General features: G+C 70.2%; 19 protein-coding genes. 6 read left to right on the top strand and 13 right to left on the bottom strand.

Going from position 1 to position 21,419, the window contains the following annotated elements; genetic code table 11:
• Positions 1–58 precede the first annotated feature (58 nt).
• Positions 59–859, bottom strand: coding sequence for a carbon-nitrogen family hydrolase (locus ABT367_RS19465; RefSeq protein ID WP_352254322.1), 801 nt, complete (start codon positions 857–859; stop codon positions 59–61).
• A gap of 173 nt (positions 860–1,032) precedes the next feature.
• On the opposite strand from ABT367_RS19465, the gene ABT367_RS19460 reads away from it, so the two are divergent.
• Positions 1,033–1,857 carry a maleylpyruvate isomerase family mycothiol-dependent enzyme gene (locus tag ABT367_RS19460; protein WP_352254321.1) on the top strand — a complete coding sequence of 275 codons (825 nt, stop codon included), beginning with the start codon at positions 1,033–1,035 and terminating at the stop codon, positions 1,855–1,857.
• A gap of 11 nt (positions 1,858–1,868) precedes the next feature.
• Here the strand turns inward: ABT367_RS19460 and ABT367_RS19455 are convergent, their stop codons facing one another.
• Positions 1,869–3,179: an MFS transporter gene (locus tag ABT367_RS19455; protein WP_352254320.1), complete on the bottom strand. Its 1,311-nt coding sequence runs from the start codon at positions 3,177–3,179 to the stop codon at positions 1,869–1,871.
• A 73-nt stretch (positions 3,180–3,252) separates the two neighbouring features.
• On the bottom strand, positions 3,253–3,924 hold the full coding sequence (locus tag ABT367_RS19450; protein WP_352254319.1) for a GntR family transcriptional regulator: 672 nt from the start codon (positions 3,922–3,924) through the stop codon (positions 3,253–3,255).
• Positions 3,925–4,241: 317 nt separating this feature from the next.
• Here ABT367_RS19450 and ABT367_RS19445 point away from each other — a divergent pair, with 317 nt between their 5' ends.
• Positions 4,242–5,159 carry a D-alanyl-D-alanine carboxypeptidase family protein gene (locus tag ABT367_RS19445; RefSeq protein ID WP_434975497.1) on the top strand — a complete coding sequence of 306 codons (918 nt, stop codon included), beginning with the start codon at positions 4,242–4,244 and terminating at the stop codon, positions 5,157–5,159.
• A 20-nt stretch (positions 5,160–5,179) separates the two neighbouring features.
• Here ABT367_RS19445 and ABT367_RS19440 read toward each other — a convergent pair whose 3' ends face one another.
• The 4 genes from ABT367_RS19440 to pdhA all read right to left on the bottom strand — a co-directional run bounded on the left by ABT367_RS19440 (position 5,180) and on the right by pdhA (position 9,913).
• On the bottom strand, positions 5,180–6,181 hold the full coding sequence (locus ABT367_RS19440; protein WP_352254318.1) for a DMT family transporter: 1,002 nt from the start codon (positions 6,179–6,181) through the stop codon (positions 5,180–5,182).
• 99 nt (positions 6,182–6,280) lie between these two features.
• Positions 6,281–7,738: a dihydrolipoamide acetyltransferase family protein gene (locus tag ABT367_RS19435; protein WP_352254317.1), complete on the bottom strand. Its 1,458-nt coding sequence runs from the start codon at positions 7,736–7,738 to the stop codon at positions 6,281–6,283.
• Between the two features lie 10 nt (positions 7,739–7,748).
• Positions 7,749–8,729 carry an alpha-ketoacid dehydrogenase subunit beta gene (locus ABT367_RS19430; protein WP_352254316.1) on the bottom strand — a complete coding sequence of 327 codons (981 nt, stop codon included), beginning with the start codon at positions 8,727–8,729 and terminating at the stop codon, positions 7,749–7,751.
• 2 nt (positions 8,730–8,731) lie between these two features.
• Positions 8,732–9,913, bottom strand: a complete 1,182-nt coding sequence (gene pdhA / locus ABT367_RS19425) for a pyruvate dehydrogenase (acetyl-transferring) E1 component subunit alpha (RefSeq protein ID WP_352254315.1) — start codon at positions 9,911–9,913, stop codon at positions 8,732–8,734.
• A 378-nt stretch (positions 9,914–10,291) separates the two neighbouring features.
• On the opposite strand from pdhA, the gene ABT367_RS19420 reads away from it, so the two are divergent.
• Positions 10,292–10,951, top strand: coding sequence for a response regulator transcription factor (locus tag ABT367_RS19420; protein ID WP_352254314.1), 660 nt, complete (start codon positions 10,292–10,294; stop codon positions 10,949–10,951).
• Positions 10,952–11,143: 192 nt separating this feature from the next.
• The gene (locus tag ABT367_RS19415; RefSeq protein ID WP_199550218.1) at positions 11,144–11,560 is read left to right on the top strand and encodes a pyridoxamine 5'-phosphate oxidase family protein; all 417 of its coding nucleotides are present in this window, start codon (positions 11,144–11,146) and stop codon (positions 11,558–11,560) included.
• A gap of 78 nt (positions 11,561–11,638) precedes the next feature.
• On the opposite strand, the gene ABT367_RS19410 is transcribed toward ABT367_RS19415, so the two are convergent.
• Positions 11,639–13,168 carry a protein kinase domain-containing protein gene (locus ABT367_RS19410; protein WP_352254348.1) on the bottom strand — a complete coding sequence of 510 codons (1,530 nt, stop codon included), beginning with the start codon at positions 13,166–13,168 and terminating at the stop codon, positions 11,639–11,641.
• A gap of 368 nt (positions 13,169–13,536) precedes the next feature.
• Here ABT367_RS19410 and ABT367_RS19405 point away from each other — a divergent pair, with 368 nt between their 5' ends.
• Positions 13,537–15,165, top strand: coding sequence for a protein kinase domain-containing protein (locus tag ABT367_RS19405; protein ID WP_352254313.1), 1,629 nt, complete (start codon positions 13,537–13,539; stop codon positions 15,163–15,165).
• A gap of 75 nt (positions 15,166–15,240) precedes the next feature.
• On the opposite strand, the gene ABT367_RS19400 is transcribed toward ABT367_RS19405, so the two are convergent.
• Entirely contained in the window at positions 15,241–15,780 is a 540-nt protein-coding gene (locus ABT367_RS19400) for a bacterial proteasome activator family protein (RefSeq protein WP_165334656.1), read from the bottom strand.
• A 440-nt stretch (positions 15,781–16,220) separates the two neighbouring features.
• On the opposite strand from ABT367_RS19400, the gene ABT367_RS19395 reads away from it, so the two are divergent.
• Complete coding sequence (locus tag ABT367_RS19395) at positions 16,221–16,580, top strand: hypothetical protein (protein ID WP_352254312.1); 360 nt, start codon at positions 16,221–16,223, stop codon at positions 16,578–16,580.
• 224 nt (positions 16,581–16,804) lie between these two features.
• On the opposite strand, the gene ABT367_RS19390 is transcribed toward ABT367_RS19395, so the two are convergent.
• The 4 genes from ABT367_RS19390 to ABT367_RS19375 all read right to left on the bottom strand — a co-directional run.
• Positions 16,805–17,788 carry an NAD(P)H-quinone oxidoreductase gene (locus tag ABT367_RS19390; RefSeq protein ID WP_352254311.1) on the bottom strand — a complete coding sequence of 328 codons (984 nt, stop codon included), beginning with the start codon at positions 17,786–17,788 and terminating at the stop codon, positions 16,805–16,807.
• 117 nt (positions 17,789–17,905) lie between these two features.
• The gene (locus tag ABT367_RS19385) at positions 17,906–19,012 is read right to left on the bottom strand and encodes a potassium channel family protein (protein ID WP_434975496.1); all 1,107 of its coding nucleotides are present in this window, start codon (positions 19,010–19,012) and stop codon (positions 17,906–17,908) included.
• Positions 19,000–20,433: a molybdopterin molybdotransferase MoeA gene (locus tag ABT367_RS19380; RefSeq protein WP_352254346.1), complete on the bottom strand. Its 1,434-nt coding sequence runs from the start codon at positions 20,431–20,433 to the stop codon at positions 19,000–19,002. The genes ABT367_RS19385 and ABT367_RS19380 overlap by 13 nt, the downstream gene beginning before the upstream one ends.
• A 113-nt stretch (positions 20,434–20,546) precedes the next feature.
• Positions 20,547–21,419 (bottom strand): DUF6457 domain-containing protein (locus ABT367_RS19375; protein ID WP_434975495.1); only part of this gene is annotated, 873 nt, incomplete at its 5' end.

Here is a 21,419-nt window from a genome sequence, read left to right as displayed (position 1 = left end):
CATGCGGGTGACGGGGTTTTCCGGCCCGGCGGGCGAACCTTCCGGTGACTACGGTGCGTCAGCGCGGGCGTGACGGAGCGTCCAGGCCGAGGACGCGGTCCTTGAGCGCCGGGAACTGTTCACGGGTGGCGGCCACGCGGGCGGGGTCGAACTCCACGCGCAGCACCTCTTCGCCGGCTCCCGCCTCGGCGAGCACCTCGCCCCAGGGGTCCACCGCGATCGAGTGCCCGGCCTGCTCCACGCCCGCGTGCGTGCCCGCCGTGCCGACCGCGAGCACGAAGCACTGGTTCTCGACCGCGCGCGCCTGCGCGAGCAGCGTCCAGTGGGCGCGGCGGCGCTCCGGCCAGCCGGCGGAGACGATCAGGGTCTCGGCTCCCTGGTCCACGAGCGTCCGGTAGAGCTCGGGGAAGCGGAGGTCGTAGCAAGTGGTGACGCCGAGCGTGGCCGCCGGATGCGCGACGGTCACGGGCGCGGTGCCCGCGCCCATCATCACCGCCTCGCCCTTGTCGAAGCCGAAGCGGTGGATCTTGCGGTACGTGGCGGCGAGTTCGCCGTCGGGGGAGAACACCAGGGCCGTGTTGTAGAGGGTGCCGTCGCTCGCGCGCTCCACGATCGAGCCCGCGTGCAGCCAGACTCCGGCGTCGCGCGCGGCCTTGGCCATCGCCTCGCGCGTCGGCCCTTCGAGCGATTCGGCTTCCTGCGCGAAGAGTTCGTACGCGAAGGCCCCGGTCGGCCACAGCTCGGGCAGCACGACCAGATCGGCGCCGGCTTCCTCCCGTACCAGTGAACCCACGTACTCGCGACGGGAATTGACCGATTCATCCGGGTTTACCGCGATCTGGATGAGCGAGGCGCGCACACTACCACCGTCCTGGCATTCGAACCGGCGGGCCCGGGTCAATCAGGACCTACGATCGTCACTCGAAAGCACTGCAAGGGGCCCTCGTGGCAGCGTAACTTAAGGGCGCGAGAGCCTCTTCTGCATGCCGCCGCCGAGCCCGCGCACCCGAACCGCCCGAGGGGTCCCGTCCTGTGAGTCTCCATCCCAGCCTTCAGTCCTACGCCGACGCCTGGACCCACTCCGTGGAAGCGATATCCGAGCTGGTGCAGCCGCTCGCGGAGGGTGAGTGGAGCTGGGCGACGCCCTGCCCCGGCTGGTCGGTGCGCGATGTCGTCTCCCATGTCATAGGCGTCGACTGCGAGATGCTCGGCGATCCGCGGCCCATCCACACGCTGCCGCGCGACCTGTACCACGTACAGACGGAGTCGCAGCGGTACATGGAGATGCAGGTCGACGTGCGCCGGCACCACACCGCGCCCGAGATGACCTCCGAGCTGGAGTACACGATCATCCGGCGCTCACGGCAGCTGCGGAACGAGACGCGGGATCCCGGGACCAAGGTGCGCGGCCCGCTCGGCAGCGAGGAGACGCTCGAAGAGTCCATGCGCCGCCGCGCGTTCGACATCTGGGTGCACGAGCAGGACCTGCGGACCTCGCTGAAGAAGCCCGGCAACCTGGACTCCCCCGGCGCCCTCGTCGCCCGCGACGTGATGCTCTTCTGGCTGCCCAAGGTGGTCGCCAAGCGGGCCGGTGCGCCCGCCAATTCGGCCGTCGTCTTCGATGTGCACGGCCCGGTGGACTTCCTTCGTACGGTACGGGTCGACGCCGACGGCAAGGGCACCATCGACGGCGCCCCCTCGCTCGGTCCCGCCGTGACGCTCGCGCTCGACTGGGAGGTCTTCTACAAGCTGGCCTGCGGACGCGTGAAGCCGGCCGCGGTCGCCGACCGGATCAAGGTCGAGGGCGATCAGGTCCTCGCGCAGGCCATCATCGACAACTTCGTGATCACTCCGTAGAGATTCCTGGCTTACGCAGGTACGTGCACGACCTCCACGCGGCTGGCCACGAGCCGTTCGCGCTCGCGGCGGGCCGCGTGCCGGCGCAGGCGCAGGATCTGGGTGACACCCAGCGCTTCCAGGACGAAGATCGAGCAGAACGCGATGCGGTAGTTGTCGCCGGTCGCGTCGAGCAGCACACCGACCGCGAGCAGGGTCGTCATGGAGGCGACGAAGCCGCCCATGTTGACGATGCCGCTCGCGGTGCCCTGGCGCTGGGGCGGGTTGGCCGGGCGGGCGAAGTCGAAGCCGATCATCGAGGCCGGACCGCAGGTGCCGAGTCCGATGCAGAGCAGGATGAGCAGCCACAGCGGCGCACGGTCGCCGGACAGGCCGAGCGTCGCCGCCCACAGGAGCGCGGTCAGGGCGATCGTGCCGAGCGCGAGCGGGGTGCGGGCCTTGTGGTGGCGGGCGATGATCTGGCCGTAGACGAGGCCGATGGTCATGCTCGACAGGACGGTGAGCGTGAGGAGTTCACCGGCGGTGTCCCGGCTCAGGCCCTGCGCCTCGACCAGGAACGGCAGCCCCCAGAGCAGCGTGAACACCATCATCGGGAACTGCGTGGTGAAGTGCACCCACAGGCCGAGCCGCGTACCGGGTTCGCGCCAGGCCGCGGTGATCTGACCTCGTACGGAAGCAAGGCCCTGCGGCCCGGACGGCTTCACCGGCTCGGGGGCCTGGCCCTCGGGGTGGTCCTTGAGGAAGAGCAGCATCAGGACGAGGACGACCACACCGGCGAGCGAGCTGCCGACGAACGCGGCGGTCCAGCCGACACCGTGCAGAAGTCGGGCGAGCAGCAGGGTGGAGACGAGGTTGCCGCCCATGCCGATCAGACCGGCGAGCTGGGCCACCAGCGGGCCGCGGCGGGCGGGGAACCAGCGGGTGCCCAGGCGCAGGACGCTGATGAAGGTCATCGCGTCACCGCAGCCGAGCAGGGCGCGGGCGGCGAGCGCCATCCCGTACGAGGGCGCGAGGGCGAAGGACAGCTGGCCGAGCGTGAAGAGCACCGCGCCGATGGTCAGCACCTTCTTGGTGCCGAGGCGGTCGACGAGCAGGCCGACGGGTATCTGCATGCCCGCGTACACGAGGAGCTGCAGGATCGAGAAGGTCGACAGGGCGGAGGCCCCGACGTCGAAGCGCTCGGCGGCATCGAGGCCCGCCACACCCAGCGAGGTACGGAAGATGACCGCGACGAAGTAGACGGCGACACCGATCGACCAGACCATCACGGCGCGCCGGCCGCCGGGCGGATCCCCCGGCAGACGTACGGCGGCAGCGCTCATGCGCCAGCCTCGCTTCGCTCGGCGGGCTGTGAGCACAGCGCGCACCTCTTATTGATTCGCTCGCTTCGCTCGCTCATCGGGCTTCCCCGCGCGCGAGCGTGTGGAACCAGCCGATGTGCCGGTGGATCACGGCGACCGCCCGGTCCGCGTCACCCGCGCGCAGGGCCTCGAGGATCTCGCCGTGCTCGCCCAGGGTCTTGGTGGTGCGGTCGGGGTGGGAGTGCATCACGGCGATGCCCATCCTCAACTGCCGGTCGCGGAGCTGGTCGTAGAGCCTGGAGAGGATCTCGTTGCCGCCGCTGCGCACGATCTCGGCGTGGAAGCAGCGGTCGGACTGCGCGGCGCCCGTGTAGTCGCCGGCGGCGGCCTGCTCCCGCTGCTGCCCGAGCAGTTCCTCGAGGCGCGCGATCAGCCGCGGCGACGCGGGCACGGCCTTGCGTACCGCGTGCTCCTCGACGAGCAGCCGCGTCTCGACCACGTCGGCGATCTCCTGCGCCGATACGGGCAGCACCAGCGCACCCTTCTTCGGGTACAGCTTGATGAGCCCCTCGACCTCCAGCTTGAGCAGCGCCTCCCGTACGGGGGTGCGCGAGACCCCGACATCGGCGGCCAGCTCCCCTTCGGTGAGCAGCGTGCCGCCCTCGTAACGCCGGTCCAGAACCGCCTGCTTGACGTGCTGGTAGACGCGCTCTGCGGCGGGGGGCTGCTTCAGGGACTTCAGGGCGGGGGCGGGTGCTGCGGGCATGCGCACAGCTTAGATACAACACGTACGCAAGTGGAGGGCGCGTCCGGGATGCGGACGGATCCGAGGGGACGGGCGGACGGATCCGAGGGGACGGGCGGACGGATCCGAGGGGCCGACGGCCGGGCCCGGGGGCGGACACGGGGTGAGCCGAATCGTGACACTCCATTTCCACCTCCCGTACATCCATCCGCACCACTCGTCCGTCTGGTCTACGGGCATCACATCAAGGGTGCCCGTCGGTGAACACACCTTTCGGAGCTGTTGAGTTGATATCTGCCATTAAGGGCACCCACCGGCGCAGCCGCAATCGCGCGCGCATCCGCAACGGCGCCATCGCCACCGTGGTCGCCGGCGGCATCGCCTTCGCCGTCCAGCCGCTGATCTCTCCCGCGCAGGCCGCGGCGACCCTGCCGACGCTCAGTGCCAAGGGGGCCTTCCTCCTCGACAACGCCACCGGGGCCAAGAAGTACGGCAAGAACGCCGACATCAAGCGCCAGATGGCCAGCACCACCAAGGTCATGACGGCGGCCGTGGTGCTCGACACCCCGGGCCTTGACCTGAACCGCAAGGTCACCATCAAGCAGTCCTACCGGGACTACGTCGCCCGCAACGGCGCCAGCACCGCGGACCTGCGCACCGGCGACAAGATCACCGTGCGCTCGCTGCTCTACGGTCTGATGCTGCCGTCCGGCTGCGACGCCGCGTACGCGCTCGCCGACGCCTTCGGCAGCGGCACCACCGAATCGGCGCGTACCAAGTCGTTCATCAGCAAGATGAACAGCAAGGCGACCGCGCTCGGGATGACCAACACGAAGTTCGACTCGTTCGACGGCATCTCGACCACGGGCAACAACTACACGACGCCCCGTGACCTCGCGAAGCTCGCGCAGCACGGGATGAAGTCGGCGACGTTCCGCGGTGTCGTGAAGACCACCAAGAAGTACGAGTACGCGACGACGTCCACGGGCGGCACGCGCAAGTACACCTGGTACAACACCAACAAGCTGCTCGGCTCGTACGGCGGCGCCCTCGGCATCAAGACCGGTACGGGCACCGCGGCCGGTCCCTGCCTGGTGTTCACGGCGACCAAGGACGGCAAGACCTACACCGGCGTCATCCTGAACGGCACCGACCGCTTCAACGACGCCGCGAAGCTGCTCGACTACGGCTTCGGCACGAGCACCGCGTCGACGATGCAGCTGCGGAAGCTGCCGCCGGGCGCCCAGCGCGACTAGCCGCTACGGGCCCTGCGCCCTCAGCGCGACAGCGGCTCCGTGGACTCGGCAGCGGGCCGGTTCGTCGTCTCGGAGGAGGCGACGACCCGGCCCGTCCGCGTTCCCGCCACCGCCGCCATCACCACGGCGACGAGAGCGAGCGCGGCGCCGGCGACGGTCGCGGGGGTGATCTCCGTATCGCCGTGCGGGAGCAGACCGTCGAGGGCGAGGGAGCCGATCAACTGGCCGGTGATGGTGCACAGTCCGAGCACCAGGACGCCCAGCTTCTGGACGGCGGCGACGGCGATGGTGATGAACACGATCCCGACGAGCCCGCCGACGTAGAGATACGGCCGGGTGGGCAGCCCGGCCGGCAGGCCGGCGAACGCGGCGTGCACGAGGAAGGCGGCGAGCAGGGCGGCCGCTCCGGTGGCGAAGTTGAAGAAGGTGCCGGTGTAGGCGGAGCGGGCGGTGTTCTTCACATGGCCGTTGACGGCCTGCTGCCAGCTGACGCAGACACCGGCGACGAGGGGGAGTGCCAGCATCGCGTACGGAAATCCGCCGCCGACCTTGTCGGCCATGGAGATCCCGACGGCGACGAGCACGAGGACCGCGCCGACGACCCGGCGCCGGGTGGGCCGCTGCGGTCCGGCGGGCCCGAGTCCGATCCGGTCGAAGACCAGACCGCCGCCGACCTGCCCGGCCACGACGGCCACGGTGAAGAGCGCGACGCCGAGTGCGGTGACGGTCAGTCCCTGGGCGAGGACGAAGGTCGCGCCACCGAAGCCGCCGACGACCTGCCACCACTTGAGCCGCTGCTCTCGTACGGCGGTGAGGACCCGCCGCACACCCCGCCGGGGCTCGGCGAAGAGGAGCAGCCCGAGCGCGAGCACGACGAACCCGGACCCGAACGAGATCACCGCCGCGGCGAACCCGTCCTTGCCGAGCCCGGCGGCGAGCTCCCCGTTGATCCGGGACTGCAGGGCTATGAGGGTCCCGGAGAAGGTGGCGAGCAGCACCCAGGGGGCTGTGGTGAGGCGCATGGTGGTTCTTCCTGCAGGTTCTGCTGATGTGCGAAGGGCCCGGGGTGAAGTGCGAAGGGCCCGGGATGCGGAGCACCCCGGGCCCTTACTCTCCAGGCACTAGGCCCAGGTGATCAAACGCTTCGGCTGTTCCAGGACCGCCGCGATGTCCGCGAGGACCTTGGAGCCGAGCTCCCCGTCGACCAGGCGGTGGTCGAAGGACAGGGCAAGGGTCATCACCTGACGCGGCTTGACCTTGCCCTTGTGCACCCACGGCTGGAGCTTGATCGCCCCGACCGCGAGGATCGCCGACTCGCCGGGGTTCAGGATCGGCGTACCGGTGTCGACCCCGAAGACGCCCACGTTGGTGATCGTCACGGTGCCGCCCTGCATGGCCGCCGGAGTCGTCTTGCCCTCACGGGCCGTGGACACCAGCTCGCCGAGCGCGGACGCCAGTTCCGGCAGCGTCTTGTCGTGCGCGTCCTTGATGTTCGGCACGATCAGACCGCGCGGAGTCGCCGCCGCGATGCCCAGGTTCACGTAGTGCTTGAGCACGATCTCCTGAGCGGCCTCGTCCCAGGCGGCGTTGACGTCCGGGTTCCGCTTGATCGCGACGAGCAGCGCCTTCGCGATGAGCAGCAGCGGGTTGACCCGGAGCCCCTGCATGTCCTTGCCGGACTTCAGCTCCTCGACCAGCTTCATCGTGCGCGTGACGTCGACGGTCACGAACTCCGTGACGTGCGGCGCGGTGAAGGCCGAGCCGACCATCGCGGCCGCGGTGGCCTTGCGGACACCCTTGACCGGGATACGGGTCTCGCGCGCACCCGCCGCGACGGGCGCGGCCTGAACGGGAGCCTGGGCGGCGGGAGTTGTTTCACGTGAAACGGGGGCCGCCGCGGGCGCCGGAGCCACCGCCGCGTGCACATCCTCACGCGTGATGATCCCGTCGGGCCCGGACGGCGTGACCGTCGCGAGGTCCACCCCGAGGTCCTTGGCCAGCTTGCGCACCGGCGGCTTGGCCAGCGGCCGCGCGGACGGGGCCTCGGGCTCGGCCGGCGCCTGACCGTTCAGCTCCGCCTGGACCGCGGCAGCGGCAGGCGAGGCGTAGTACGTACCCGCGGGAGCGCCGGACTCCTGGGCGGGAACCCCGGGAGCCTCCTTGCGCGCCCGCCGCTTCGTCGAGCTCTGGGACACCCCGTATCCGACGAGGACCGGCTGACGGCCCTCGGGCTCGGCGGCGGTCTCCTCGGCGGGAGCGGCAGGAGCGGCGGCCGGAGCAGCAGCCTCGGCCGGCGCCTCGGCAGGGGCGGACCCCGGCGCCACATCGACCGAGATGATCACCTGGCCGACATCGACCGTCGTCCCCTCGGGGAAGCGCAGCTCATGCACCACACCGTCGTAAGGAATCGGCAGTTCGACCGCGGCCTTGGCGGTCTCGACCTCGCAGACGACCTGCCCGTCGGTGACGGTGTCGCCCGGCTGGACGTACCACTTGAGGATTTCGGCCTCGGTGAGTCCCTCGCCGACGTCCGGCATCTTGAACTCACGGAAGCGAGCGTCAGTAGTCATGGTGGTCACGACCCTCTCCTCAGTACGCCAGCGAGCGGTCGACGGCGTCGAGCACCCGGTCGAGGCCCGGCAGGTACTCCTCCTCGAGCCGCGCCGGCGGATACGGCGCGTGGAAACCGCCGACCCGGAGCACGGGGGACTCGAGGTGGTAGAAGCACCGCTCGGTGATCCGCGCGGCGATCTCCGCACCCGAACCGTAGAAGACGGGAGCCTCGTGGACCACCACAAGACGGCCGGTCTTCTCGACAGAGGCCTGGATCGAGTCGAAGTCGATCGGGGACATCGACCGCAGGTCCAGGACCTCGATCGACTTGCCCTCCTCCTCGGCCGCGGCGGCGGCCTCGAGGCAGACCTTCACCATCGGGCCGTACGCCACCAGGGTCAGGTCCGTGCCCTGGCGCAGGGTGCGGGCGGAGTGCACGGGAGCCGGAATGGTCTCCGTGTCGACCTCGCTCTTGTCCCAGTAGCGGCGCTTGGGCTCGAAGTAGATCACCGGATCGTCGCTCTGGATCGCCTGCTGGAGCATCCAGTACGCGTCCTGCGAGTTCGAGGGCGAGATCACCTTGAGGCCGGCGACGTGCGCGAACAGGGCCTCGGGCGACTCGGAGTGGTGCTCGACCGCGCCGATGCCACCGCCGTACGGAATGCGGATGACGACCGGCAGCTTGACCTTGCCGAGCGAGCGGGCGTGCATCTTGGCGAGCTGCGTGACGATCTGGTCGTACGCGGGGAAGACGAAGCCGTCGAACTGGATCTCCACGACGGGCCGGTAGCCGCGCAGTGCCAAGCCGATCGCGGTGCCGACGATGCCGGACTCGGCGAGCGGGGTGTCGATGACACGGTCCTCGCCGAAGTCCTTCTGCAGGCCGTCGGTGACGCGGAAGACACCGCCGAGCTTGCCGATGTCCTCGCCCATGAGCACGACCTTGGGGTCGGTCTCCAAGGCCTTGCGCAGCGATTCGTTGATCGCCTTCGCGAGGGGCAACTTCTGTACGGCCATGGTTACTTGCCCTCCCCATCCGCGAAGGACGCCTGGTAAGCGGCGAACTGTGCGCGCTCCTCGTCGACGAGGGCGCTCCCGTCCGCGTAGACATTCTCGAAGATCGCCATCATGTCCGGGTCCTCCATGGACCGCACGGCCTCGCGCACCTTCTTGCCGAAGGCCTCGGACTCGGCCTCGAGCTCGCTGAAGAAGGCCTCGTCGGCCAGGCCCTCCGCGAGCAGGTAGGTACGCAGGCGCAGGATCGGGTCCTTGGCCTCCCAGGCCTCGCGCTCCTCGTCCCTGCGGTACTTCGTCGGGTCGTCGGAGGTGGTGTGGGCACCCATCCGGTACGTGAAGGCCTCGATCAGCATCGGGCCCTCGCCACGGCGGGCCCGGTCGAGGGCCGCTCGGGTGACGGCGAGGACGGCGAGCACGTCATTGCCGTCGACGCGGACGCCCGGGAAGCCGAAGCCCTGGGCGCGCTGGAAGAGCGGCACCCGGAACTGCTTCTCGTTGCCCTCGGAGATCGCCCACTGGTTGTTCTGGCAGAAGAACACGACCGGCGCGTTGTAGACGGCGGCGAAGTTGAAGCCCTCCATCACATCGCCCTGGCTGGAGGCGCCGTCACCGAAGTACGCGACGACGGCCGAGTCGGCGCCGTCCTTGGTGATGCCCATCGCATAGCCCGTGGCGTGCAGCGCCTGGGAGCCGATGACGATCGTGTACAGGTGGAAGTTGTTGCTGTTGGGGTCCCAGCCGCCGTTGTTCACCCCGCGGAACATGCCGAGGAGGTTCTTCGGCTCGACGCCCCGGCACCAGGCGACACCGTGTTCGCGGTACGTGGGGAAGACGTAGTCGTCGTCCTTCGTGGCGCGTCCGGAGCCGATCTGGGCGGCTTCCTGGCCGAGCAGTGAGGGCCAAAGACCCAGCTCGCCCTGGCGCTGCAGCGCGATGGCCTCGGCGTCGAACTGCCTGGTCAGGACCATGTCCTTGTACAGGCCGCGCAGCTCGTCGGCGCTCAGGTCGATGGCGTAGTCGGGGTGCTCGACGCGCTTCCCCTCGGGGGTCAGCAGCTGTACGAGCTCGGGCTCGGCGGCCTGGGCCTGCGCGGTCTTCGCGGCCTTGGTGGCGGTCTTGCCCCCGGCGCGCTTGCCACCGCTGGTGCGGCGCGGTGTGCGCGCGGCGGTGCTTTCCACGGTCACGTGTACTCCTCCGTCGGTCCGGCCCCCGGGATCGGCCGGGAACCAGTGCGGCTCACCTGTATCCGTACCCGCGCACGGGGTGGGTGCGATCGGGATGTGGGAACAGGCGTGACAGGTGCCCCGGCGAGCGCCCTGTACAAAGCACGTTACCCAGGGGATCGCATATCTGCGAAACCCCATCTGACCTGCGATTTTGCTTGGATTTCCAAGTAAATCCCGGAGATGGGGAACAGCCGCTGGTCAGCGCGTTGCAAGGGGCCGGAACACGGGCACGTTATCCCGGTCACCCTCGGCATTGGAAGGCTTGTCTTTTCCCGGATCGCCTACTCACGGGATGCGCCCGGAGCGGCGGAAGGGACGGTGTGTGACACTTGCGGTGTGCGCGAAGAAGGAAAAATCACCGTATTTCTTCTCGACGACCATGAAGTGGTCCGTCGCGGAGTTCATGAGCTGTTGTCCGTCGAGGCGGATATCGAGGTGGTCGGCGAGGCCGGTACGGCTGCGGACGCCCTGGTAAGGATCCCCGCGACGCGACCCGATGTGGCCGTACTCGATGTGCGGCTGCCCGATGGCAGCGGCGTCGAGGTGTGCCGCGAGATCCGCTCGCAGAACGAGGACATCAAATGCCTGATGCTCACCTCGTTCGCCGACGACGAGGCCCTTTTCGACGCGATCATGGCCGGCGCCTCCGGCTATGTGCTCAAGGCCATCCGCGGCAATGAGCTCCTTACGGCGGTACGTGACGTGGCCGCCGGAAAGTCGCTGCTCGACCCGGTCGCCACGGCCCGTGTCCTGGAGCGGCTGCGCGACGGGAACAACCCCAAGGGCGACGACCGGATGTCGAACCTCACCGAGCAGGAGCGCAAGATTCTCGACCTGATCGGCGAGGGTCTGACGAATCGTGCCATCGGCGAGCGGCTGCATCTGGCCGAGAAGACGATCAAGAACTATGTCTCCAGCCTGCTCTCCAAGCTGGGCATGGAGCGTCGCTCCCAGGCCGCCGCCTATGTCGCGCGCATGCAGGCCGAAAAGCACTGAAACGCGCCCCGGGCGCACTGAAGCCGCCGGTGGGACTTGGTCCCGTCGGCGGTTTTTGCTTGTTCCGGGTCCCGTCGGCGGCTTTCGCATGTTTCCCACCGCTTTACTGCGGCTTTATTCGGGACTTACGTCCCCGGCCACGAGGGGCGGGTGCCCCTTTCCCGACGCCGTGTCGTCGCGGACAGTGGAGACATGTCCACCGATGAGAACCGCGCCCTCGATCTGCTGTCCCACGTCCCGCACGGGCGCGTGGCCACCAGCATGCGAGCGCTGCCCTTCCTCGCCCTCGCCCGGCACATCGTCGTGGACGGCACCCTGCTGCTCCGTATGCACAAGGGCTTCGGCTACCACCAGGCCTGTATCGGCAGCGTCGTCGCCTACGGCGCCGACAATCTCAACTCCGGCGCGGACGGCCTGTGGTCCGTCCAGCTCGTGGGCCTGTGCGAGGCCATCGAGCCGACCGTCGAGCAGCTCCAACTCTTCGGTCCCGCCCCGCACTTCGTGGACGGTGCGCTGTTCGAGCCGGTGTACATGCGCATCCAGCCGCAGGTGGTCACGGTGCACAGCATGAACGGGGCGTACACGCGGCAGCTGCAGCAGGTGCTGTAGCACCCGGGACGTACGAGATGGGGCCGACCACGTGGCGTGGTCGGCCCCATCTCGTATGCCCTTGATCCGTGCCCGTGCTCAGCCCTCGGCGGGCGGGTCCGTGTCCCCGGCCGTGGTCGGCGGGTCCTCCGGCGTGGTCGGCGGGTCCTCCGGCGTGGTCGGCGGGTCCTCGGGCTCCGTCGTCGGGTCGTCCGTGGGCGGCTCGGTGGTCGGCGGCGTCGTCGTGGGCGGCTCGGTGGTCGGCGGCTCGGTGGTCGGCCCGTCCGTCGTCTGGTTGCCGCCCGTGCCGCCCGGCTCCGTCTCCTCGTCCGTCGTCTTGTCGTCCGTCGGCTCCTTGGACTCCTCGGACTGGGTGACGGACGGCGACTTCCCCGGGTTCTGCGGTTCCTTGTCCTTGCCCTGCTGCAGCGCGTACGCGACACCCGCGATCACGGCGATCACCGCGAGCGCGACGAGGAGCCAGAGCTTGCCGCGGCCGCCGCCCCGGTTCCCGTCCCCGTCGTAACCGCCGTCGTCGTATCCGTCGCTGCCGGATCCGCGCGGGATCATCGGCTGCGCCGGGATCTGCGACGTACCGCTGTCGGGATGCCCGAGCGCGGGCGAGCCCATCGCCGGGGTGCCGGCGCCCTCGTGCATCAGCACCGGGCCCGTGTTCCACGTGCCGGTGTGGCCGCCCTGCTCCTGCAGCATCTGCAGGGCGTACTGGACCAGGCCCCGCATCTCCTCGGCGCTCTGGAAGCGGTCGTCCGGATCCTTGGCCAGCGCGCGCATCGCGAGGCCGTCGAGCTCCGGCGGCACCCCGTCCGACATCTCGGACGGCGGGATCGGCATGTCCTGGACGTGCTGGTAGACCACCGAGAGCGGGGTCTCACCGGTGAACGGGGGCCGCAGCGACAGGAGTTCGTAGAGCAGACAGCCCGTCGCGTACAGGTCGGAGCGGTGGTCGACGGCCTTGCCGAGCGCCTGCTCCGGGGAGAGGTACTGGGGTGTGCCCATGACCATGCCGGTCTGCGTCATGGTGTTCGACGCACCGTGCAGGGCGCGGGCGATGCCGAAGTCCATCACCTTCACCGCACCGGTGTTGGTGATGATCACGTTGGCGGGCTTGATGTCGCGGTGCACGATGCCGTGCTGATGCGAGTACGCGAGCGCTTCGAGCACACCGGAGACGATGATCAACGCCTGGTCGGGGCCCGGGGCTTCGGCGTTCAGGAGCAGATCGCGGATCGTGCGGCCCTCGACGAGCTCCATCACGATGTACGGGATGGTGTTGCCGCCGAAGAACTCCTCGCCGGAGTCGTACACCGCCACCACCGCATGGTGGTTGAGACCGGCCACCGACTGCGCCTCACGCGTGAAGCGGGCCTTGGAGACCGGGTCCTCGGCGAGATCGGAACGGAGCAGCTTCACCGCGACGGTACGGCCGAGCCGTACGTCCTCGGCGCCGAAGACTTCGGCCATGCCACCCCGGCCGAGTCTGTGGGTCAGACGGTAACGACCGTCTCCGACCAGTCCTCCGTTGCCCCAGAACTCAGGCGTATCCGACATTCCGCCGCCGCCAGTCGCCTCGGGGTCGGACGGGCCCTGAGCGCGCTGCTGGTCCATCAGTCCTCGCCGTCGTTTCCTGTCGTCCTGCTCGCCTTGGCCGTATTCCGCCGCAGTCAGCCACATCGGGCTGCGCTCCGCCGCCTTGATCCGCCACGGTGAACAAATTGCGACGGGGTCGTGCCTACGGTCTCCGTCGAGCCACGCTACAGCCTTTGCGCAGCACGTCGGTTGAGATGGACCGGCCATCAAACCCCCAGCGGGGCTTCCTGGGCAAATCCTGTGCGGGCTCCGTAACGCTTACAAGACGGTTCTTGCGCGTACGGTCACGGAACGGGCACCCGGCTTGACGTGTCAGTGGCCTACGGCAGACTTGGCCCGAAAAGCAAGGGATCTTCGCGCACTTGGGCGCCGATGGGGGACGCAGCGACATGAGCCAGGACGGCGCACACGGCGGCCGGTACACGGGGCGGTCCCTCGCGGGCGGCCGCTACCAGCTGCGGGACCTCCTCGGCGAAGGCGGTATGGCCTCCGTACACCTGGCGTACGACGCGACGCTCGACCGGCAGGTGGCGGTCAAGACGTTGCACACCGAGCTCGGCCGTGAGCAGTCCTTCCGCGAGCGCTTCCGGCGCGAGGCGCAGGCCGTGGCCAAGCTCACCCACACCAACATCGTCTCCGTCTTCGACACGGGCGAGGACGAGCTGGACGGCTCGACGATGCCGTACATCGTCATGGAGTACATCGAGGGCCGGCCGCTCGGTTCGGTGCTCGACCAGGACGTCGCGCAGTTCGGCGCGATGCCCACGGACAAGGCGCTGAAGATCACCGCCGATGTGCTCGCCGCGCTCGAGATCAGCCATGAGATGGGCCTGGTCCACCGCGACATCAAGCCGGGCAACGTGATGATGACCAAGCGCAATGTGGTCAAGGTCATGGACTTCGGCATCGCGCGGGCCATGCAGTCCGGCGTCACGTCGATGACCCAGACCGGCATGGTCGTCGGTACGCCCCAGTACCTCTCGCCCGAGCAGGCGCTCGGCCGCGGCGTGGACGCCCGAAGCGACCTCTACTCGGTCGGCATCATGCTGTTCCAGCTGGTCACGGGCCGTCTTCCGTTCGAGGCGGACTCGCCGCTCGCCATAGCGTATGCACACGTACAGGAGGAGCCGGTCGCTCCTTCCTCGATCAACCGCTCGCTGCCGCCGGCGGTGGACGCGCTGGTGGCCCGCGCGCTGAAGAAGAACCCGAACGAGCGTTTCCCGACCGCCGAAGCGATGCGCGACGAATGTCTGCGCGTGGCCCAGTCCTTCCAGGCCTCGGCCCCTTCGATCGTCCCCGGATCTCCGTCCGCCGCCGGCTCGGGCGTCGGCTCGGCGGTCTTCCCGCCGGTCGGCACGGGCACCCCGGCCCCCGGGCCAGGCAGCGTACAGCAGCCCTACAACCCGAACCCGTACGGCACGCCCACCCCGGCGCCGACCCCGGGCTACGGCTACCCGCAGCAGGCCGGCTACCAGACCCCGGCCCCGGCGGCGTACAGCCCCCAGCAGGGCTCCTCGACCCCGCCCCCGTACAACCTCACGCCTCAGACGTCACCGATGTCGGCGGGCGCGAACGGCGGTGGCAGCGGCGGCGGCCGGAACAACAAGTCGGTGATCATCGGCGCGATCGTCGTGGCCCTGCTCGCGATCGGCGGCCTGATCACGGCCCTGACGCTGAACGGCGGCGACAAGGACCCGGAGGCCAAGCCGTCGGAGTCGGTGGGGGCGGGCCACAAGGGTCCGGACACCACCAAGAAGATCGACAGGGAAGAGTGCACCGAGCCTCAGGAGGGCCAGGACCCGGAGAAGATCCAGGTCCCGAACTTCCGGTACAAGAACATTGACTCGGTGAAGGCTTGCTTGCAGGCGGCGGGCTGGCACTTCAACGAGAAGGACTACCACGAGAACACGTACGGCGAGGACACGGTGATGGAGCAGTATCCGGAACCGGGTGACGAGGTCCGCGAGGACGAACTGGACCTCACGCTGGAAGTGTCGACGGGCAACCCGCCGCAGTAGGCAGTACGTACGCACGCAACGCGAGAGGCCCGGTCGATCCGACCGGGCCTCTCGCGTTGCGTGACTGACGGGGGCTTAGAGGTACGGGCCCCCGGAGCGGCCCGCTGCCGGGCCCTCCTCGTCGTCGTGGCCGCCGACGCCCGGGGGCAGCGCGCGGCGCATCTGTTCCAGCTGGGCGCGAGCTGCCATCTGCTGGGCGAACAAGGTGGTCTGGATGCCGTGGAAGAGGCCCTCCAGCCAGCCCACCAACTGGGCCTGCGCGATACGCAGCTCGGCGTCCGTCGGCGTCGCCTCGTCGGTGAACGGGAGCGACAGTCGCTCCAGCTCCTCGACCAGCTCGGGCGCGAGACCGTCCTCGAGCTCCTTGACGGAGCTGGTGTGGATCTCCTTCAGGCGTGCGCGGCTCGCCTCGTCCAGAGGTGCCGCCCGCACTTCTTCGAGAAGTTGCTTGATCATGCTGCCGATCCGCATGACCTTGGCAGGCTGCTCGACCATTTCCGTCACCGGGACCTCCCGGGACTCATCGTCGCCGCCTCCGCCGAGAGCCATTCCGTCCTGGCCCACGACCAGGATCTGGGGGTTCTCCGGTGACCTGTCGTTCCTCGGCATCTCCATGCCGCCATTCTCTCGCACACCCGACTCACATCACGGTGGTGCCCCCGTTCTGATGTGATCCACCCTCCAACCGGGTCGATGATTCAGCCCCTGCGGCGCTCGAGCAGAATTTTCAGCCCCTGCGGCGCTTGAGCAGATCCGAACGAAGTTCGGATGCGGGGCCCGGGGCGAAGCCCCGGTTTCGGGAAGGGGCGGGGTGGGGGAAACACCCCCCTCCTCAGCCCCGACGCAGCCGCAGAGCCAGAAAAGCAAGCCCCAGCCCGATGAGGACCAGCCCCGTCCCCACCGGCAACACATGCAGCGCCGGATCCGTGCGAGGCGGCGACGCCGCCTGCGCGGCCGCATCCGGATCCGCCACCACATCGCGGGCCGCGGCGTCACGGGGTGCATGCCCGGCGGAGTGGTGCTGAGGGACCGCGCTGGTACGAGGGGACGCAGGCATGGGCGTCGACTCACCCGCAGAAGTGGGGAGTTGGGACGCCGCCGCCTCGGGGTCAGCCGCCTCGGACGCAGCGGGCGAAGAAGGCGAGGAGGGCGGAGCGGACGGAGAGGGCGGGGAGCTCTCACCGGCCACGGGGGAGTCCGTCGGAGTGCCGACCGCCGCGGGCGAATCCGCCGCGCCCTCCGAGGCGCTGGGCGTGGGACCGCCGGGCGTCGCCGACGCCGAGGCGGACGGGTCCTGCAGGGCAGGAGCGCTGGGCGTGGGCTCAGGTTCGAGCCGGCCCGGCCGCTCACGCCCGTCGCCTGCGCGGCTGCCCGCACGTGAGGCATCCGGCTCCGGCGTGGCGGACTGTTCCTGAGGCGCCGGCTGCTGCGCGTACACCGGAGAAACCGGCGCCCACGTCAGCAGCACGAAAAGCGCCAACGCTCCGAGCCGTGGAGCCATGAGGTCGACCCCTCCCCGTCCGAGTCGCCAAGAAGCCGGTGATGCCAGCGTCACATGGCGTGACAAATCCGGCATCCCGACTGATTCCTGGCTACCCGGAACGGGTGGCTGTCATGTCGTGCACGGGGACCCGCCCCGCTATCGCGTGAGCGTGAGCAGCACCTTCCCCACGTGCCCGCTCTCCTCGAGCACCCGGTGCGCCGCTGCCGCCTCGCTCGCCGGCAGCGTCCGGTCGACCACCGGCCGGACGCGGCCCGCGCCGATCAGCGGCCAGACATGCTCGCGTACGGCCGCGACGATCGCCGCCTTCTCGCCGAGCGGGCGCGCCCGCAGCGAGGTCGCGGTGATCGCGGCGCGCTTGCTCAGGAGCGCGTTGAGGTTGATCTCGCCCTTGACGCCGCCCTGCAGACCGATGATGGCGAGCCGCCCGTTGACGGCCAGCGCCTTGATGTTCCGGTCCAGATACTTGGCGCCCATGATGTCGAGGATCACGTCCGCGCCCGCGCCGTCCGTCGCCCGGCGCAGCTCCTCGACGAAGTCCTGCTCGCGGTAGTCGATGAGGATGTCGGCGCCGAGCTCGGCGCAGCGCTCCAGCTTCTCCTTGCCACCCGCGGTCACCGCGACCTTGGCGCCGATGGCCTTGGCCAGCTGGATCGCCATGGTGCCGATCCCGCTCGCACCACCGTGGACGAGGAGCGTCTCGCCCGGCCGCAGATGGGCCACCATGAACACGTTGGACCAGACGGTGCAGACGACCTCCGGCAGCGCGGCCGCCTCGACCAGACCGACGCCGTCGGGCACCGGCAGCAACTGCCCGGCCGGTACGGCCACTTGCTCGGCGTATCCGCCGCCCGCGAGCAGCGCGCACACCTCGTCGCCCACGGACCAGCCGCTCACGCCGGGGCCGAGCGCGCTGATCCGCCCGGAACACTCCAGGCCCGGATACGGGGACGCCCCGGGCGGAGGGTTGTAGAAGCCCTGGCGCTGCAACAGGTCGGCACGGTTGACCGCGCTCGCGGCCACCTCGACGAGGACTTCGCCCTCACCGGGTACGGGATCGGGGACCTCGGCCCACTGGAGCGCCTCGGGTCCGCCGGGTTCGGGGATCGTGATCGCATACATGCGGGCGAGGCTACTCGCCCCGCGCGTACGGCGGTTGAGCCAGGCCCGGGCCGTTACCGCCGGGCCCGGGCCGTCGAGTGCTGGGCCCGGGCCGTTCCCTGCTGGGCCCGGTGCCGTCTACTGCTGCGGAAGCGGCCGGGTGTCCGGCGGCTGCGGGGCGGACGGTGTGGCCCGGACGATGGTGATCAGGCGGTCCGTCAGCTGCAGCGGGGAGGCCGACGGGTCGTCGTAGGCGAGAAGCCTGTGACCGCGCAGCACGCTGACCACCAGGTCCTCGGTCTCCCGCACGCTCTTGCCGACCTCGGCCTTTATCACCGGCCGCTCGACCAGATCGAGCCCCGATCCCTGCTGGATGAGGTCCTCCATGACCGTGCCCGCGCTGGGGCTGAGCACCGAGAGGCCGAGGAGCCGGCCGGCCGCGCTGGCGCTGGTGATGACGGCGTCGGCGCCGGACTGCCGCAGCAGCGGGGCGTTCTCCTCTTCCCGTACCGCCGCGACGATCTTCGCCGTACGGTTCAGCTGGCGGGCGGTGAGCGCCACCAGGACGGCCGTGTCGTCGCGCTGAGTGGCGATGACGACCTGGCGGGCCTTCTGCAGTTCGGCGCGGAGCAGTACGTCACTGCGGGTGGCGTCACCGGCGACACCGACGAAGCCCTCGGCGGTGGCGGCCTCGATCACCTTGTTGCTGGGGTCGACGACCACGATCTGCATCTTCTTCAGACCCGTGGCGCACAGGGTCTGGATCGCCGAACGGCCCTTGGTGCCGAAGCCGACGACGACGGTGTGGTCACGCAAGGCAGACCTCCAGCGGTTCAGCCGCCACTCCTCCCGGGTGCGTTCCGTGAGGACCTCGAGAGTGGTGCCGACCAGGATGATCAGGAAGAGCACACGCAGGGGTGTGATGACGAGGATGTTGATGAGCCGTGCGAAGTCACTGGCGGGGGCGATATCGCCGTAGCCGGTGGTGGAGAGGGTGACGGTCGCGTAGTAGAAGGCGTCGAGCAGATCGACTTCGCCGTCGACGTTGTCGTTGTAGCCGTCATGGTCGAACCAGACGAGCAGAGCGGTCGCGACGAGGATGGACAGCGCCATCGTGACGCGCTTGGCGACCTGCTGCAGCGGGCGTTCGACGACCCGCTTGGGCAGATGGATCCGGCCGTTGGTGAGGCGCTCGTCGGCATTGCGCGCCATCACATCGCTGCCGTGTTGTTTCACGTGAAACAGCCTCCCGGCAAAGGCGCCGAGAGCGGCGAGAGCGCCCAGGGCAGGTCGAGAATCTCCAGCTCCTGGCCGGGCTTCGCACCGCCCGGCGGCACCACCGCGAGGCCGTCGGAGGCGGCGATACCGCGCAGCATGGCGGGCCCGTTGTAGTGCAGCGGTACGGCTTCGTCGCCGCGCAGGACGACGGGGACGAGCCGGGTGTCGTGCGGGTGGCCGTGGATCTCGTCCCTGGTGGGTGCGTGATACGGCTCGACCGCCGGGTGTCCGGAGAGCTTGCGCAGCAGGGGCTCGGCGAGGGTGAGCAGCCCGGAGACGGCGGCGAGCGGGTTCCCGGGCAGGCCCACGAGGTGGCGGCCGCCGGGGAGTTGGGCCAGCAGCATGGGGTGGCCGGGGCGCACCTGGACGCCGTCCACGAGGAGCTCGGCGCCGAGGCGCTTCAGCGTCGGATGAACGTGGTCGACCGGGCCCGAGGCGGTGCCTCCGGTGGTCACCACGAGGTCGGCGGGGGATTCCTTGACAGCCTTGAGTACGGCCTGTGCGTCGTCGCCGAGGCGGCGGACCGCGATGACCTCGGCGCCGAGGCTGCGCAGCCAGGGCGGGAGCATCGGGCCGAGCGCGTCGCGGATGAGGCCCTCCTGGGGGAGCCCCTCGGTGAGCAACTCGTCGCCCAGGATCAGCACTTCGGCCCGCGGCCGGGCGAGGACCTCCAGCGCGTCGTAGCCCGCCGCGGCGGCGAGACCGAGCACGGCCGGGGTGACCAGGGAGCCGGCGGGCAGCAACTGGTCGCCGCTGCGGCACTCCTGGCCGCGCGGCCGGATGTCCTGGCCGTGCACGACCTCGCGTTGCGGATGCAGCCCGCCCTTGTCGTCGGTGAGGCCGTGCTCGCTGCGCAGGACGGCGGTGGCCTCCTGCGGTACGCGGGCGCCGGTGGCGATCCGTACCGCCTCACCGTCGGCGAGCGGGCGGGGGCGGGCGTGACCGGCGAGGATCGCTTCCTCGCGGACGTCCCAGGGGCCGGGGCCCGCGACCGCCCAGCCGTCCATGGCGGAGGTGTCGAAGGAGGGCAGGTCGGTGAGGGCGGTGAGCGGGGTGGCGAGGATCTGGCCGAGTGCCTCGTCGAGGGGGACGGGGGCGGCGTCCCGGCGGGGCGCCCGTCGAGCGGCCTGGGCGGCTCGGGCGCGGGCCTCGGGCCAGGGAGTGGCCCGGGGGTGGTGGTGCTTCTCCTTGTGTCCCGGCTGTGCGGGACCTCCGTGTCCCGGCTGTGCGGGGCCGCCATGCGTACCCGGCATCGGCTGAGCCGCCTGTGCTGCCCGGTCCGCCTGACCTGCCGGCTCGGGCGTCCGGCCACCGGGGATCGGGTCGGGGCCGGAACCCGCCCTGCCGGACGCCTCGTTGACGAGCGCGAGGGCCTCGTCGACCTCCAGGTCGCCGTCGTCGGCGGCGCCGGCCGGCGCGTATCCGGTCTGCGCGGAGAAGCGCCGGGGCGGTGCGGTGTCCGGCGTACGGCGGCGGCCCGGTCCGGACGCGGGGTTCCCGGTCACTCCGCGTCCGGCGTGACGTCGGTCCGGTCGGCCGGCTTGCTGTCGGGCCGGTCCTCGTCGGCCCAGCGGGCGGCGAGAGCGACGGCCTTCTGCGTCGCCTCGGCGACGGCCTCGGGGCCGCCGCCCGCGCGCGCCGCCGCGTAGCCGACCAGGAAGGTCGTCAACGGCGCCGCGGGCCTCGCCACGCCGTGCGCGGCGTCGCGCGCGAGGTCGAGGAGCAGGGCGGTGTCGACGTCCAGGTCGAGACCCAGTTCGTCCTTGACTGCGGTGATCCATTCATCCAGCACGCGTTCATGCTCCCTGATCCGTGCCCGGGCCGCGGCGATGTCCTCCCAGGTGTCGCAGTCGAACGCGGCACGGGAGCCTTCCGGCTCGGTCACCCGGGTGAGCGCGAGTCCGGTGGTGAGCAGTCTGAGGGGCAGCCCGGTGAAAGAGCCGTGTTCGGCGCGCAGACGGTCGAGACCGTGACGCAGCGCACTGCGGCGGTAGACGGCGACGAGGGGCTGGTCGCGGCCGGTGGCGTCGGTGAAGAGGGCACCGTCGAGCGGGGCCTCGGCCGCCGTTTCGGCCGCGTGGAGCGCGCCGATGAGGAGGTCCACGGCCGGCTCGGCGAGGAAGGGGAGGTCCGAGGAGAGGACGAGGACGGGCCGGTCTTCGGCTGTGCGGTCCGGGCGCTCTGCGTGGTCCAGGTCCTCTGTACGGTCCGAGCTCCCTGCGTGGTCCGGGCTCCCTGCGTGGTCCGGGTCCGCTGCGTGGTCCGCGTCCGCTGTGCGGTCCGGCTCCCCTGTGCGGTCCGGCACCCCTGTGTGGTCCAGCGCCTCAACTCCCGCCGCCAGCGCGGCGAGCGGCCCCCCGCCCGGGGGCTCCTC

The organism is Streptomyces mesophilus, assembly GCF_040300965.1.
GTDB lineage: Bacteria > Actinomycetota > Actinomycetes > Streptomycetales > Streptomycetaceae > Streptomyces > Streptomyces mesophilus_A.
The sequence above is the reverse complement of the archived record's forward strand: the minus strand, read 5'-3'. Positions and strand labels throughout refer to the sequence as shown.